The sequence below is a fragment of the Streptomyces argenteolus genome (assembly GCF_042902585.1).
Lineage (GTDB): Bacteria > Actinomycetota > Actinomycetes > Streptomycetales > Streptomycetaceae > Streptomyces > Streptomyces argenteolus.
In genome coordinates, this window is record NZ_JBIBEG010000005.1 from 32,821 (window position 1) to 47,475 (window position 14,655).

General features: G+C 73.5%; 11 protein-coding genes. 4 read left to right on the plus strand and 7 right to left on the minus strand.

The window, feature by feature from the left end; translation table 11 throughout:
* The first annotated feature begins 254 nt into the window (after positions 1 to 254).
* Entirely contained in the window at positions 255 to 488 is a 234-nt protein-coding gene (locus tag ACFY8O_RS18880; RefSeq protein WP_387903796.1) for a hypothetical protein, read from the plus strand.
* 8 nt (positions 489 to 496) lie between these two features.
* Here ACFY8O_RS18880 and ACFY8O_RS18885 read toward each other — a convergent pair whose 3' ends face one another.
* From ACFY8O_RS18885 to ACFY8O_RS18900, 4 genes are all read right to left on the minus strand, one after another.
* Positions 497 to 2,509 carry an AfsR/SARP family transcriptional regulator gene (locus tag ACFY8O_RS18885; protein WP_387903799.1) on the minus strand — a complete coding sequence of 671 codons (2,013 nt, stop codon included), beginning with the start codon at positions 2,507 to 2,509 and terminating at the stop codon, positions 497 to 499.
* Complete coding sequence (locus ACFY8O_RS18890; protein WP_145813040.1) at positions 2,506 to 3,246, minus strand: IclR family transcriptional regulator; 741 nt, start codon at positions 3,244 to 3,246, stop codon at positions 2,506 to 2,508. The genes ACFY8O_RS18885 and ACFY8O_RS18890 overlap by 4 nt, the downstream gene beginning before the upstream one ends.
* Positions 3,247 to 3,626: 380 nt before the next feature.
* Positions 3,627 to 4,529 (minus strand): LuxR family transcriptional regulator, encoded by a 903-nt coding sequence (locus ACFY8O_RS18895; protein WP_387903803.1) that lies wholly within the window; start codon positions 4,527 to 4,529, stop codon positions 3,627 to 3,629.
* A 56-nt stretch (positions 4,530 to 4,585) separates the two neighbouring features.
* On the minus strand, positions 4,586 to 5,362 hold the full coding sequence (locus ACFY8O_RS18900; protein ID WP_167526292.1) for a helix-turn-helix transcriptional regulator: 777 nt from the start codon (positions 5,360 to 5,362) through the stop codon (positions 4,586 to 4,588).
* Between the two features lie 1,343 nt (positions 5,363 to 6,705).
* Between ACFY8O_RS18900 and ACFY8O_RS18905 the strand changes: the two genes are divergently transcribed.
* The gene (locus tag ACFY8O_RS18905; protein WP_387903806.1) at positions 6,706 to 8,601 is read left to right on the plus strand and encodes a serine/threonine-protein kinase; all 1,896 of its coding nucleotides are present in this window, start codon (positions 6,706 to 6,708) and stop codon (positions 8,599 to 8,601) included.
* A 5-nt stretch (positions 8,602 to 8,606) separates the two neighbouring features.
* Here the strand turns inward: ACFY8O_RS18905 and ACFY8O_RS18910 are convergent, their stop codons facing one another.
* From ACFY8O_RS18910 to ACFY8O_RS18920, 3 genes are all read right to left on the minus strand, one after another.
* Positions 8,607 to 10,100 carry a helix-turn-helix domain-containing protein gene (locus ACFY8O_RS18910; RefSeq protein ID WP_387903809.1) on the minus strand — a complete coding sequence of 498 codons (1,494 nt, stop codon included), beginning with the start codon at positions 10,098 to 10,100 and terminating at the stop codon, positions 8,607 to 8,609.
* A gap of 576 nt (positions 10,101 to 10,676) precedes the next feature.
* Entirely contained in the window at positions 10,677 to 11,165 is a 489-nt protein-coding gene (locus tag ACFY8O_RS18915; RefSeq protein WP_145813032.1) for a hypothetical protein, read from the minus strand.
* Positions 11,166 to 11,260: 95 nt separating this feature from the next.
* On the minus strand, positions 11,261 to 12,151 hold the full coding sequence (locus ACFY8O_RS18920) for a glycoside hydrolase family 19 protein (protein WP_145813030.1): 891 nt from the start codon (positions 12,149 to 12,151) through the stop codon (positions 11,261 to 11,263).
* 266 nt (positions 12,152 to 12,417) lie between these two features.
* On the opposite strand from ACFY8O_RS18920, the gene ACFY8O_RS18925 reads away from it, so the two are divergent.
* Both ACFY8O_RS18925 and ACFY8O_RS18930 read left to right on the plus strand, forming a co-directional pair.
* A complete protein-coding gene (locus tag ACFY8O_RS18925) occupies positions 12,418 to 13,947 on the plus strand; it encodes a substrate-binding domain-containing protein (RefSeq protein ID WP_387903812.1) in 1,530 nt (509 codons plus the stop codon).
* A gap of 81 nt (positions 13,948 to 14,028) precedes the next feature.
* Positions 14,029 to 14,580: a hypothetical protein gene (locus ACFY8O_RS18930; protein WP_387903814.1), complete on the plus strand. Its 552-nt coding sequence runs from the start codon at positions 14,029 to 14,031 to the stop codon at positions 14,578 to 14,580.
* The last annotated feature ends 75 nt before the right edge of the window (positions 14,581 to 14,655 follow it).

Below are 14,655 nucleotides of genomic sequence, written 5' to 3' on the forward strand. Positions count from 1 at the left end.
GTCCCGGCAGTACGAAGGGGGGGAATCGCCTGCCGGACAGGCGGGCTCCGCAAGAGGGGCGAGCACGGCGCCTGACCCGTCCATGGAACTGCGAGCCCGTCACGCCCGGCAATAGCCGCTTCAGGAAGCTGCCAGCACACGGGGTACGGGGCATCCGGTGTGCATGCAAAAGGGCCGGAATATAGAAGAGGCATAGGTAAGTGCCCAACTCTGGAGGGAACGCCCGGCAGGGGCGGTTCGAGGAGGAGGGACACATGAGCATGGGCGCCGCACCGGATCCGGCCGAGGTGCCGGACACCCCGGCGGGCACCGGGGGGCTGTGGCCGGAGGGAGCACCGGACGACGCACCCGGCGAGGAGGGACGGGAGGAGGACGGGTATCCGGAGGAGGACGCGGTCGCGGACGACCAGGGTCTGCGCTGGGCCGCGTTACTGGCGGCGTTCATCAACGACGTACAGCCCCCGCCCGGCACGCCCCCTGCGGACTGACCTGCCGGTCAGGCGCCCTCCGTGACGCACTCCGGTTCACGGACCACCAGCCTGACCAGAGGCGTGCACCGGTAGCGCTCCTGCTCCGGGAGCACGGCGGACGAGCCGCCGGGCGGGAACGGAGGGGCCCCGCCCGGCGCCCTGTCCGTGGCCCCGTCGGCCGCCGCGGTCCCGTGGGACCCGCCCACCATCTCCAGCAGCCCTCCCTCCACCAGGGCGTCCAGGGCCCCCCGGGCCCGCTCCTCCGGCCAGTTGAGCCGCTGCGCGGCCCCGGCCGGCGAGAAGACGCCCGGTTCCGTCCTGGCCAGTGTGCGCAGCACCGGCCGCAGCGGCGGCTCCAGCCGCATGACGCCCGCCCTGAGCACGTTCCACAGCTCGTGGTCCCCCTCCCCCCACGCGTCCGGCCGTACCTCCCCCCTCTCCAGCCGGTCCACGAGCCTGCCCACCGGCCACTGCGGACGGGTCACCAGCCGGGTCGCGCAGAAGCGGAGCGCCAGCGGCAGCCCTTCGCACAGGGCCAGCAGCCGTGCGGTGGCCTCGGGTTCCGCGTCCAGCCGCGCCTGGCCGACCCGGGAGGAGAGCAGCTCCCACGCCTCCGTCTCGTCGAGGCGGCCGACCGGCACCACCCGGACGCCCTCCATCGAGGCGAACTGCCGGCCGCCGCTGATCAGGACCCGGCAACCGGAGCCGCTCGCCAGCAGCGGGCGTACCTGCCGCTCGTCCAGGGCGTTGTCCAGCACCACGAGGAGCCGGCGCCGGGACAGGGCGCTGCGGTACAGCTGCACCCGCTCGTCCAGCGTGGGAGGCAGGTCCTCGCCCCGTACGTACATCAGCGCGCGCAGGAAGCTGCCGAGCACGTCCCGCGGGTCCTTGGGGCGACCGCCCTCCTCGCGCAGGTCGATGTAGAGCTGGCCGTGCCGGAACTCGTCCCGGCAGGCGTGCCCGGCCCGCACGGCCAGTGCCGAGGTGCCCACCCCGGCCGCACCGGTCAGGACGACCCCGCGGTACGGGCCGCCGCTGTCCCGCAACACCGCCAGGACACGGCGGAGTTCGGTCCTGCGCCCCACGAACCCGGCCGCGTCCACGGGAAGCATCGCCGGGACCAGACCCTGCCAGGGACTGTGCCCGGAGCCCGCAGGCGCACCGCCGGGCGTGTCCGGGCCCGGCGGGACGGAACCCGCGCGCCGCACGGTCAGGGTCAGGGGCTCGGCGGCGACCGGACCGGGGAGCTGCTCCAGCAGCACCGCGCGGTGCAGGGCACGCAGGGCTGCTCCGGGTGCCACCCCCAGCTCCGCCTGCAGGACCCGGCGGCCCTGTTCGTACACCCGCAGCGCGTCCATCTGACGGTCGCAGCGGTACAGAGCGGTCATCAAGTGCCCGCGCAGCGACTCCCGGGCGGGGTTCTCCGCCACCAGCCTGGTGAGCTCGGGCAGGGCGGCGTCATGTCTGCCCAGGGCCAGGACCGCCTGCATCCGCTGGTCCACCGCCCGCAGCCGCGCCTCCTCCAGCAGGGGGAGTTCGGTCCGGGCCAGGAATTCGGTCACGTCCGCCAGGGCCGGCCCCCGCCACAGCCGCAGGGCCGCTTCGAGCCCGGCCGCGGCCTCCGCGTAGCGGTGCTGCACCACGTACTGCCGTCCCTGCTCGGCGAGCTGCTGGAACACCGTCCAGTCGAGCTGGGCCGATCCCATGACCAGGCCGTAGCCACGGTGTCTGCGCACGAGCCGGACGCCGGGCTCGCAGCTGCGCCGCAGCCGGGATATGTACGTGTAGAGCTGTGCGGACTTCGTGGCGGGCGGCGTGGGACCCCACAGCAGTTCACCGAGCCACAGATCGGAGACGAACCGTCCCGGTGACAGGAGGAGGGCCGCCAGGACCGTGCGCTGCTTGGCCGCGGTCAGCGGGACGCGGGCTCCCCGGGCCCAGATCTCCGTGGGGCCGAGGATCCTGAACTCCGTCGGCGGGCCCGGCTCCTGACGCCCCGGCGGTCCGGACCGCCGTCCGCCCTGGTGCGGGGAGGTCATCCGGCAGACGCTTCGCCCAGGCGCAGTGCCGCGTCGATCACGGCACCGCCGAACTCCCGCGAGGGCTCCCTGGTCAGCACCGAGGCCGGACCCGAGAGGGAGAGCGCCGCGACCACCCGGCCGCCCGGCCCGCGCACGGGGGCGGCCAGGGTCACGACGTCGGTGTCCCAGGTGCCGAAGCTCTGCGCCCAGCCCCGCCGGCGCACCTGGGTCAGCGCGGCGGCGGTGAAGCGGGCCCGGGTGACGCCCGCGTAGAGCACCTCGGGTTCCTCCCAGGCGAGGAGCACCTGCGCCACCGCACCGGACCGCAGGGAGAACGCGGTGCCCACCGGCACCGTGTTCCTTCCCGCCGTGCTGGTCTCCGCACCGGCCACGCACAACTGCAGGTCCTCACGGCGCCGGTACAGCCGGGCACCGGCACCGGTCCGGTCGCGCAGCTCCGGCAGTACGGAAGCGGCCAGGGCCAGCATGCGGTCACCGTGCACGACGACCGCCATCTCCCCGAGCCGGGGCCCGAGCTGGAACCGGCCCCTGGTGTCGCGGGTGACCAGCCGGAGCCTCTCCATCGCCTGGGCCAGGCGGTGGGCGGTGGGCCGCGTCAGCCCGGTGACCACGACGATGGTGGACAGCGAGGCGGGGCCCTCCTCCAGCACGCTCAGGAGCAGGGACGCCTTGTTCAGCACGCCCACCCCGCTGTCATGGGGGAGAGGGAGGTCCGCGCAGGACACGGTGGTCATCGAGCACCCTCCAGTGAATCGGCCCGCGCACCGGCCGGTTCGGCGGGCCGGGCGATCAGGTAGAAGTGGCCGCCGGAAGAGGATCGGCGGGCGGCAGCGGCGGGACGCCGCGTGGCCGGCGGCCGTCCGGGGACCTCCGCGGGAGGCGGTGTGACCGGCGGCCCCGCGCCGACGGCCGCGGGCCTGTGGCGGCGGAGACGTCCGCCGCCCGTGCCGGCCTTCATTCTGTTCGCACCTCGCGTCGGCGGTACTTCATGGCGGTACTGCGCCGGGGCGCTCGGGCGTGCCCCGGTCGACGCAGCCAGTTGTAGCCCTCCGCCTCACGGCCCGACAACGGCAACTTCAGGAAGCTGCCAGGCCGGGCCGCAGCTCACGCCCCGTCAGGTCCCCTCCGAGGGCGGCTTGGAAGGCCGGCCCGGATTCTCCATGCCGCTCAGCAGGCCGAGTTCGGCGGCCCGCACCCCTGCCTGGAAGCGGGACGTCGCCTCCAGCAGGGTCATGATCTCCGCGACGTACCGTCGGTAGGTGCGCACGGACACGATGAGTTCACGCGCCGCCACCTCGTCGGTGACCCCGGCGCGCAGCGCTCCCAGTATCTGCCGCGCGAGATCGGTGCGGCAGTGGTCGCCGAAGGTGATGCGCGCGTACGCCGGCACCGCGTTGCGCCAGACGCCCTCGTAGAGCGTGCGCAGCGTGCTGATGACGTCGGGGACCCTGATGAGCGACGCCCGGCGGCCCGTCGAGGACTCGGCCGAGACCAGCGCCACCGCTCCGTCCACGATCACCCCCTGCAGGGGCGGGACACGAGCCACCCGTATCTGGATGGGGGAGCCCAGCGCGAGCTGTTCGCGCACGAAGTCCTCATCGATCATCGCGGGGGAGCACAGCAGCCGGAGACGGACGGTCTCGGGCACCATGTAGGTCAGTTGCCGCAAGGGCCCCTTGGCGTCCGTGCCACAGCTCGGGCCGGAGGCCAGCACGACGTCGATGGTCGACCGGGCCTGGAGCACCAGCTTGCGCGCCTCGCCCAGCAGCTCCTCCCTCCTGCCGTCCACGGCGATGATCTGGCGGTCCCAGGAGACCCTGTTGCGATGCCTCTCCACCGTCGACTCGATGAGGGCCCGGACCTGGAGCAGCGTCCGCTCTATGGCGTCCTGCCCCTCTTCCGGTCCCTCCGGCCCCTCGCCCGGCGGCCCGGGCGGCTCCTCGGCTCCCCCGCCGGGTCTGCGCCCTTCGCCGCCGCCCGCTTCACTCGGGTCCGGCCCTGGTGTGGTTCTGCTCATCTTCCTGTTGCCCCCGTTGTCCCCCCGGTGGGGGTGTCACTGCACGGACCGACTGCTCAGCCCCGCTCCAGCAACCCCAGCTCCACCGCGCGAACTCCCGCCTGAAATCGGGAGTTCGCCCCGAGTACGCGCATGATCGCGGCGACATGGCGCCGGTAGGTGCGCAGTGACACGTCGATCTCCCGTGCGGCCACGTCGTCGGTGCGCCCCGCACGCAGCTGCTCAAGGATCTGCCGCGCCAGATCACCCCGCAGGCTGCGGTCCAGCCGGAGCTCGTCGGCGACGGGGCGGGCGACGGCCCAGGCTCCGGCGAAGAGCAGATCGAGCGCTCCCACCGCCGCGGGGTCGGTGACCACCGCCGCGTGCCTGCCCCCGGACCCGTCGCCGGACTGGACCAGAGCGGTCCTGCCGTCGACGATCAGCGCCTCCCGCAACTCACCGCTGGTCATGCGCACTTCCAGCGACGTCTCGGCGAACTGCCGCCGGCTGTCGGCGGACAGTTCGAGTGCCCGGCCGGCCGCGAGCAGCCGCACGGCCAGCTGGCCCCGCCGCCTCGGGGTCGCGGGAGGCGCCACAGCAGCGGCGACCGCCCTGATCACCACGGCCGAGTGCTTCCAGTTGCCGGTGACCGCGAGATGGGCCGAGTACTTCGCACCCGCCATGACCCGCTTCACGGCCCTGTCCACCGAGCCGTCGTCCGCCCGCACCAGCAGCGACGCGCCACCAGGGCGGCTGCGGTGCATCGACACCGAGGACTCGATGAGCGCCCTGGCCTCCAGGAGCGCGCGCTCCACGGAGTCGGCGCCGCGTACACCCTCAGGCGCATCCGTCACCCCCGAACCCATTCCGCTCCTTCGTCACTGATTCAACCAACCGGTAAACAATCACCAGCGCTGGATTGCATCGCCCAAAGGGCTCCAGGCATCGAATGAGACCGACCGGTAAATCGTTTACTTATCCCGGGGACACTTACGCGCCATCGCCCTACTTTCTCAGACATTAGATCTCGGGCGTGACCCAGTCAACGGCCCACGGGCACAAGCGGACGGACGCGATCCGCGATTTCCCCTCGGGTCGGCCCGAGCCCGGGACCGGGAAGCGCAAATGTCATCAAGCTGCATCCGGGCCCGCTATTCAGGCCCTCCACATTCCGCTTACCCTGCGGTATGTGATCATGTAACTACACAACGGAGCCGGCTCTGTCCGGTAATGGCCACCCAGCTCTGGAACGGGGCGGGCCCACACCCCCTCCACCCGGGGCCCAGGACCGGGCTCCTGGGCCCAGACCTGGGCCCAGCGTGGGCCCAGGTGTGGGCCCGGGCGTGGGCCTCGCACTCCCGGCCGCCGCGTCCGGCGCCGACCCGCACGCACCCCTCCGGCCCACCCGGGAGGACGCGGCCGGTCCGCCGGCGGCGACAGCGCGCACGCCCGCCCCCACCTGGGCGCCAATGGCCTGGACCATCAACAGGCGTCCACTCCCGCTGCCCATTCGGGATCATCCCTTTCAACTGGACCGTCGGCCCCGGCCGGAGCCGGGCGGGCAGGCTTCCCGCCCCGAGCCACTCCGCGACGCCGGGCCCGGAAGGGGTCGCGCTCACGGCGTCCCCGCCCGCTTCGTCACCGGCCCTCGGAGCGCCGGGATCCGTCCGGCCCGCGCCGGGGCCTCGACGGGCACGCACCGGACACTCCGGACGGCCGGACCGCGCGTGACGCGTCCACCCGCGGACCGGGCTGCAACCGCAGCGCTGTCACACAGCGTCTCCATAGGTGTGAACGCTCTTCATCGAGACTGACCGCGCGAGCGAATTCAGGCAGCACCCGTCCGATATTCCGCAATACGTCCCCCTGCCCGCAATGCTGCGTTCCACACCCGGCCAACAACCCGCCACTCCACCGGATCGTTTTATTACCTGTGGGTAGCGAAATCATCTCGCGGATAATCGCCGCGAGACTTCGGCATGCGCAAAAGTCCGGTGGCGCTCGGGGAAAGCGCGCGGGGCACCTGGCGTTTCCTCGGCGGCAAATAACGAATCGCCTGCCCGGCGCTCCCGCGGACGCCCGTTCCGCGGCCGACCACCCCCGGGGAGTGGCCTCCGTACGCCCTCGGTCCGGTCCGGCACGGCCGCCGCTATCCTCGGTCACGGTCCGCCACGACCGTACGGGGGAGGAAGCGCACATGGAGAAGCTGGGCTCCGGCGATCCGCACCGTATCGGCACCTACCGCCTGTTGGGGCGGCTCGGCGCCGGCGGCATGGGACAGGTCTTTCTGGCCCGTTCGGACCGGGGCCGCACCGTCGCCATCAAGCTGGTCCGCCCCGAACTCGCGGCGCAGCAGCACTTCCGCGACCGCTTCCGCGCGGAGGTGCGGGCCGCCCGTCAGGTCGGCGGCGCCTGGACCGCACCGGTGCTGGACGCCGGGGTGGACGAGGCGGTGCCGTGGGTGGCCACGGGATACGTCGCCGGCCCCTCCCTGCACCTCGTGGTCTCCGGACGCCGGGGCCTGCCCGCGGCGGAGTCGGGGGCGTACGGCCCGCTGCCGGAACGCTCCGTCCGGGCCCTGGGGGCCGGTCTGGCCGGAGCCCTCCAGGACATCCACCGCGCCGGTCTGATCCACCGTGACCTGAAGCCGTCCAACATCCTGCTGACGATCGACGGCCCCAGGGTCATCGACTTCGGCATCGCTCGCGCCCTGGACGCCGTCACCGACAGCGGCCTGACGCGCACGGGAGCGGTGATCGGCTCCCCCGGCTTCATGTCCCCCGAGCAGATGCGGGGCGAGCGCGTGACGCCGGCCTGCGACGTCTTCTGCCTCGGCTCCGTGCTCGCCTACGCGGCGACCGGCCGGCTGCCCTTCGGCATGGCGGACACCGGAATCCACGCGCTGATGTTCCGGATCGCGCAGGAGGAGCCGGACCTCACCGGCGTGCCCGTGGATCTCGTCGAGCTGATCCGGGACTGCCTGGCGAAGGACCCGGCCGCGCGGCCGTCCACCGACACGGTCCTGGAGCGGCTGGGCGATCCGGACACGAAGGAGCCGTGGCTGCCCGGCGCGCTGATCGCCCAGCTCGGGCGGCACGCGGTGGAGCTCCTGGACGCGGAGGACCCGGAGGAGGGCGGCCCCGGTCCGCATCCCCCGGCGCGGTCCGGCACACCGGCGCCCGCGCGGACCGCCCCGGCGGGCGTCGCCCCGCCGGTGCCCGCGCAGCCGGCACCCCCCGTACCGGCACACCCCGCCCCGCCCGCACCCGTACCGGCACCGTCCGCACCGCACCCGTCCGCGGGGCCCGTGCATCCGGCCTACGCGGGGCCGCCCGCTCCTGCCGCCCCGGTGGGCCCGCCCGGCGCCGGGTACGGGCCCCCCACGCTGATCGGTCCGCCCGGCGTCGCTCCGCAGCCGTCCTACGGCTACCCGCACCAGCCCGGCCACGGATTCGGCTCCACTCCCCCGTACGGCCCGGCACCCGGCCACCTCACCGGGCCCGTGCCCGAGCGCCGCCGTGGAGCGGGGACCGTGCTCCTGCTGTTCGCCGCCGCCGTGCTGGTCGCGGTGGGCGCGGCCTGGGGGGTCTACGCCCTCATGACGGGAGGCGACGGCGGCACGACGGCCTCGCCCTCCCCGACGTCCGCGTCCGGTTCGGGCCGCACCTCCGGTGATCCCTCCACCGGCTCGGCGACGCCGGACGGAACGTCCGCCGACCCCGCCAACGCGGACGGCCCCGTCCCCGCCGGCTATCTGGGCACGTGGTCGGGCACGATCGGCTCGGGCGCCGGCGCGTCCACCCGGCGACTGGTGATCCAGCAGGGCGAGGTCGGTGACACCGTGCTGTCCCTCACCGCCGAGGGCCCGCTCGGCGGCGGAGGTTCCTACCGCTGCGTCTTCCAGGCCGATCTGGAGGCCCCGCCCGGCTCCGGCACGTCCGTCCGCATCGGGCCCTCCCGGGTCACGTCCGGCGAGCCCATGTCCTCGTGCACCCCGGGCAGGCCCACCGTGCTGACGCTGCTGCCCGACGGCAGCCTGCGCCGCGAGATCACGGCCACCGGCGAGAGCCTGACGTACACGAAGGTGGGCTGAGCGGCTCAGGCCGCGAGGTCCACCGCGCGGAACGCGAGCCACAGGTCGTGGCGCGCGCTCGGTGTCTGGAGCAGCGAGCGGCGCAGCAGCGCCTCCAGCCGGGTGAGCCGCTTGCGCGCACCGGGCACGGAGATGCCCAGCCGGACCGCCGCCGGGCTCAGCTGGGCCTCGCAGGCCAGCCAGGTCCGCAGGGTCTCCTCGCCCGTGGGGCCCGCCTGGGAGAGCGGGCCGAGCTGGTGGACGGCCCACTCCTGGAAGCCGGGGGTCCGCAGGACCGCGTCGAGGTCCTCGGACTCCTGGGCGCCCCCGGCGGACGGCGGGTGCAGCGCGGGCGTGGCCCTGATGCGCAGGGCGAGGTCGACGGCCGCCTGGTCCGCGACCCGGTTCAGGTCCAGGCCGAGGAGCTCGCCCACGAGCCGGAGGCGGGCGGCCAGGGTGTTGCGGTGGATCTTCAGGTGCTGCGTGGCGTGCGAGGAGAAGGCCAGCCAGGACGCGACGGTCGCCGCGAGCTCCTGACTGCCGGGGTCCTGGGAACGGCGCGGCCGGTGGGCGAGCAGCGGGGCGAGCAGGGCGTCGGCCCAGCGGGCCCCGGCCGCCCCGGCCACCAGCGCGGGTTCCGGGGCGGCACCGAACCTGGAGTGGCGCCCGGGAAGTCCACGGGCGACGGCGAGGGCGTGGAAGGCCTGCTGGTAGGCGGTCGCGGTGTCGGGCAGCCGCACCTCCTCGCTGACCCCGACCACACAGTCGTCCACGAGGCCCGCGACCGTGAGGTCGAGTGTGCGGCCGGCACCCGGCCCCTCCGCTTCCGGTTCCTCGTCCGCCGGCATGATCAGGATCAGATGGCGGGCGTAGACCGGACAGCGCACGATCCAGGTGCGCCCGCCCGAGACGTCGGCGCAGATCCGGGCCACCTCGTCGCGCTGACCACCGGAGCACTCGACGACGCAGACCCGTACGGGATCGGGGAGCTTCGGCCGCAGGGCGCCCGCCACCTGATGGGCTATCGAGAGCTGACCTGTCATCAGGAGGTGCAGCACCGCCTCACGGCCCCTGGACTCCGCGAGGTCCACGCGGCGCCGTTTGCGCTCGACGCTCTCGGTCGCCCAGGACAGGGCCAGCGGCATCACCGCGTCCGCCGTCAGCGTGGCGAGCCCGGCGGGCAGCGGACCGGGGGCGACGAGAGCGAGGACGGGGCCGCGGTCCTCGGGTGCCCGGTCGAGGGGAAGCAGCAGCGCCACGGAGTCCTCGGTGTCCAGGGAGTACGACCCCGCGCCCCGGGCCGCGAGCTCCCGCACCGCGCGGGTGGCGAGGGACGCCGCCTCGTGCCCCGGCCGGCGGCTGTTTCCGGCCACGGCCTGGAGCACCGTGCCGGTCCGGTCGACCACCCCGGCCCATCCGTCCGCCCGCAACGCCAGTCCGCGCAGCAGCGCGGACGACCCCCCGGTCCGCGCCAGCCGGTACATGAGCAGTACGTCGTCGACCCGTTCCCGCCCGCTCATGTGACCCCCGTTCCCGCCCGAAACCGGAGTGCAGAGTACCGGTACGGTTGTGCCGTTTGATACCCGTCGCGCGTCACACGGTGCGAATTGAATCTCCCGGGCCGCCGCCCGGCCCCCCTAGAGTCCCGAGTGTGTTCCGGAGCGTCCGCAGGACGCCGGGGGAGGTCACGGCGCCCCGGAACCGAGGCAGGACGAGGATGTCGGGGGACGTCCTCGGGCGCGGCGGCAGCGGCTCACGGGGGTGGTCGCTGTCGTCGGCGCCGGTGACTGTCGGGGAGAGCCCTCAGCGTGGATCCCGTCCGTGCCGCACTCCGGACGAGAGGGCCTCGACGTGGAGTTCCGCGTCGAGGGCGTACCGGCCGATGCCGTGTCACGGGCGGCCCGGGTGCCCCTGGGCGCCGTACCTCATAACCGCCCCGTCCTCCTTCGGGGACCCGGTGATCCGGCCGAAGCTGCTGGGACCCGGGCGAGCGGGCCGTGATCACGAGCGGGGAGGAGTCCGGGGCGCCCGCGCACCAGCACCTGCTGATGCACTCCCCCCAGGCGGGGGGACCCGCCCGGCGGCCCGGTCCCGGCTCACTCCGGGAGCACCGCCGTCTCCCCGACGGCGCCGAGCAGCCAGATGGGGAACTCCGGGTCGGCCTGGCCCACGGCGAGACCGAGCCACCGCGTGCTCCCCGGCACGCGCCACACCTGCATGCTGCCCGCGAGGTTGCAGAGCTGCCCCATGGGCTCCGGAGGAGCGGGGGCGCCCTCCTCCCCCTCCAGGAAGGGCCAGAGGTCGACGGTCTCCGGCTCCCCCCATCGCTCGCTCAGCGTGGTGGCCAGCACACTGAACTCCGCTTCGATCTCCTGCTCGGCGGGCTCGACGAGCTCGGGCGACCGGTCGTCCCAGAAGTCCCGGCTCGCCCGCAGGATCACCAGGTGATGCCCGGGGCCGCTGCTGCGGACGCCGCTGTCCTCGCTCTCCTCCCCTGCGGGAAACGGCAGGGCGAGGACGGAGTCGATCAGGGCGAGGCGTGCCTCGGTCGTCGTGGGCGGGTCGGGTCGGCTGTCCGTGTCCATGGTGCGCGATCCTGCCAACCCGCCGTCGCGGAACGCGAATCGGGGCGCGCCCGGCCACTGCCGGACGCGCCCCCTTCCCCGGGGTGGGGCCGGGTTCAGCAGCTCAGGTTCGAGCCGGGCGTCGTGCCCAGGATCTGCACGAAGGCCTTGTACTTGTCGATGCGGCTCTGGACCTGGGCGGGGTTGCCGCCGTTGCACTCCAGGCTGCCGTTGATGGAGCGGATGGTCTCGCCGAAGCCCGCGCCGTTGACCATGGCGTTGTGGGGCGTCATCGTGCCGGGGCCGGACTGGGTGTTCCAGTACCAGAGGCCGGTCTTCCAGGCCACGGAGGCGTTCTGCTCCACCTGCCACGGGTTGCCGAGCAGGTCGATGCCGAGCGCGTCACCGGCGGCCTTGTAGTTGAAGTTCCAGCTGAGCTGGATCGGGCCGCGTCCGTAGTAGGCGGCCTGGCCGGCCGGGCAGCCGTAGGACTGGCTGGTGTCGCAGTAGTGCGGGTAGTTGGCGGTGTTCTGCTCGACGATGTGCACCAGGCCGCCGGTCTCGTGACTGACGTTGGCGAGGAAGGCGGCGGCCTCCTGCTTCTTCACCGTGTCGCTTCCGGTGTTGGCGAAGCCGGGGTAGGCACTGAGAGCCGCGGTGAGACCGCTGTAGGTGTAGAAGGAGTTGCGGCTCGGGAACATCTGGTTGAACTGGGCCTCGCTGACGACGAAGCCCGACGGGTTGGGCGTACCGGGGTCCGTGCCGCCGGTTCCGCAGGCACCCTGGTCGGCCCAGACCTCGGCGGTGCCGGGGCGCTCGTTCTGGGTCCACCACCTCGCGGACCAGTTGTGCCCGTTGTACGAGGCGGCGCCGCCGCCCCAGTAGACGGCGGAGGAGCTCCAGGCCGGTGCGCAGGTGGCGGCCGACGCCGTGGACGCGGGGAGGAAGACGAACGTCGCGACCACCACGCCCAGCGCGGCGATCAGGCTCATGACACGTTTGATCACGCGATCACTCCTTCGGCGCGGCGCTCGCGCAGAGCGTGCGCCGCCATGGGGGGTACGGCCACTCAAGCGTCGATGGTCTGGACCTGTCAAGGTCTAGACCAGAACTCGACCCCTCGCGGGCGGATCTCCAACTCCTTTTTCGCGCAGCCTTGTTGAACACAAGACGAACTTCACCGGAAAGCTCCCGGCCGCGCTCCCACGGCGTGGGGCGGGGTCGTACGGTGACGCCGACCGGCACACCGCACCGACGAGGGAGCGCCAGAACCATGGAGTGGTTCAGCCCCGAGAACGTCGTCGCCGTCCTCACCGCGGTCGTGGGCGTACTGACCTCGGCGGGCGTGCTCTGGTACGAACGCCGGGTCCCGCGCCGCAAACGCATCGGCTACCGCGTCCAGATGGACACCCCGATAGGCAGCGAGGTCAGCCAGGGGCGGGCCAACGTGCGGCTCGGTCTCTTCAGCGAGACCCCGGACATGGCCGACGCCACCCTGGTCCTGCTGCGCATCGAGAACGACGGCTCGCAGTCGATCGCCGACGAGGACTACACCGGCCGGGGCGATCTCCACGGCCTCACCGCCGAGTTCACGGGCCGCACGGTCCGGGGGATCGCGGTGACCCACTCACCGGGCGCCGATCACCTCATGGACCACTTCACCTCCGCCGCCGTGCGCCACAACGGCTCCCTGATCCAGCTGCCGCGCGTCCCGCTCAACCGCAACGAGCACTTCAAGCTCCTGGTCCTGCTGACCGGTTCGCAGGTGGGCGGTCCCATCAAGGTCACCGGAGGCATCCGCGACGGGGTGGTGGCCCCCAACACGGCAGCCCGCCCAGACGAGAAGCCTCCGATGTTCGGCCGGGCCGCCCGGATCATCACCGTCGCGCTCACCGTCTGCGTACTCGCGCTCGCCGGCATCATCGTCGTACGGGACGACACCCCGCCGCCGCTGGACTGCGCCACGGGCACCCTCACCCTCACCGGCTCGACCGCCTTCCGCCCGGTCCTGGAGGAACTGGAGAAGAAGTACGAGAAGGAGTGCGAGGGGTCCACCATCGTCGTGGACACCCACGGCAGCAACGCCGGCGTCCGGGAGCTCGACGCCCGGGGCGCGAAGGCCGGTTCGTCCGGCTCCCCCTCCCTGATCGCCCTGTCCGACGGACCGAAGCCCTCCGGTCTCGCCAGGCTGCGGGAGAAGCCGGTCGCCGTCTCGCTCTTCTCGCTCGTCGTCAACGACACCGTCCCCGTGCGCGACCTGTCCCTCGACGAGATCAGGCGCATCTACCGAGGCGAGATCCGCAACTGGAACCAGATCGACGGCGGGCCCGACCTGGAGATCCTGCTGGTCAGCCGGGACGCCAACTCCGGTACCCGTGAGGTGTTCCAGCGGCGTGTGCTCGACGGCAACGAGCTCGCCACCTCCTCGCGCGACTGCACCACCAAGGACGACCCCCGGGCCCCGGTCATCCGCTGCGAACTCGACGGCACGGACCAGGTGCTGCCCAAGGTCGCCGAGCTCGACGGCGCCGTCGGCTACACGGAGCTGCGGGCCGGGGCCGTTCCCGAAGGAGCGCACCAGGTGACGATCGACAGCATCACACCCTCGGTCGAGACGATCGACACCAGCGGCTACCCGTACCAGGAGATCGAGTACGCGTACACCTACGGCTCACCGCCCGCGAACTCCCTCGTCTCCAGCTTCCTGAACTACCTGGACAACTACGGCGAGGAAGTCATGCGGGCCAACGGCCACCTGCCGTGCGCGACACCGAAGGGCATGCGGCTCTGCGGCGCGGGCTGAGCCACCCCCTACCCCGGTACGGGGCCAGGACGGCACCCAGGTAGGCCGCGGCGGGCACGGCCCCGCGCCTACGGTCCCGTCATGGACACCCCACCAGCCCCGCACCGCTCCCGGCCCCTCGCGGCCCGGCGTCCCCCGCTCCGCGTGCTGGACGCGCTCACTCTGCTCCCCCGGGGTGCCACAGCGCTCGCCCTGACCCTCGCGGGCCGCACCGGCTCCGCCTGCTCCCTGCTGCGGGCGGCCCCGTCTCCCGGCGCCCCGCGCCCGGCGCCGGTCCGGGTGGCCGGCCACGCCGTCGCCTCCGTCCTGCTGGGCGCGCTGTCCCTCGTCCTCGCGGCCGTGACCCTGCTCGCGCTGGCCCGGGGCCCGTTCTACGGATTCGTCGACGAGGGCCCGTACGGCGATTCCTGGGGCGGACCCGGCAAGGCGGGGGCCTGGCTCGCCCACGTCGCCGTCGCCGTTCCCTGCTGCCTCGCCGCCCTGGCCGCGCTCCACGGCCTGGCCGGGCTGCACGAGCGGCTGCTTGCGCCGCTGCGCGGGCAGCGCAGGGCCCGCTGGGTGGCGCCGGCGGCGCTGCTCTGCTGCCTGGCCGGGGCCCTGTTCGTGGCGGCGTTCCTCCGGCAGCTGCCCTGACGGCGCCCAGGGGGCCGCGGCTGCCCGCGCGGGAACGACGACGGCCGGCCCTTCCGCGAGGAAGGACCGGCCGTC

Coding starts and splice junctions, on each gene's coding strand:
- ACFY8O_RS18880 (WP_387903796.1), top strand. CDS start 255: ATGAGCATGGGCGCCGCACCGGATCCGGCCGAGGTGCCGGACACCCCG.
- ACFY8O_RS18885 (WP_387903799.1), bottom strand. CDS start 2,509: ATGACCTCCCCGCACCAGGGCGGACGGCGGTCCGGACCGCCGGGGCGT.
- ACFY8O_RS18890 (WP_145813040.1), bottom strand. CDS start 3,246: ATGACCACCGTGTCCTGCGCGGACCTCCCTCTCCCCCATGACAGCGGG.
- ACFY8O_RS18895 (WP_387903803.1), bottom strand. CDS start 4,529: ATGAGCAGAACCACACCAGGGCCGGACCCGAGTGAAGCGGGCGGCGGC.
- ACFY8O_RS18905 (WP_387903806.1), top strand. CDS start 6,706: ATGGAGAAGCTGGGCTCCGGCGATCCGCACCGTATCGGCACCTACCGC.
- ACFY8O_RS18910 (WP_387903809.1), bottom strand. CDS start 10,100: ATGAGCGGGCGGGAACGGGTCGACGACGTACTGCTCATGTACCGGCTG.
- ACFY8O_RS18915 (WP_145813032.1), bottom strand. CDS start 11,165: ATGGACACGGACAGCCGACCCGACCCGCCCACGACGACCGAGGCACGC.
- ACFY8O_RS18925 (WP_387903812.1), top strand. CDS start 12,418: ATGGAGTGGTTCAGCCCCGAGAACGTCGTCGCCGTCCTCACCGCGGTC.
- ACFY8O_RS18930 (WP_387903814.1), top strand. CDS start 14,029: ATGGACACCCCACCAGCCCCGCACCGCTCCCGGCCCCTCGCGGCCCGG.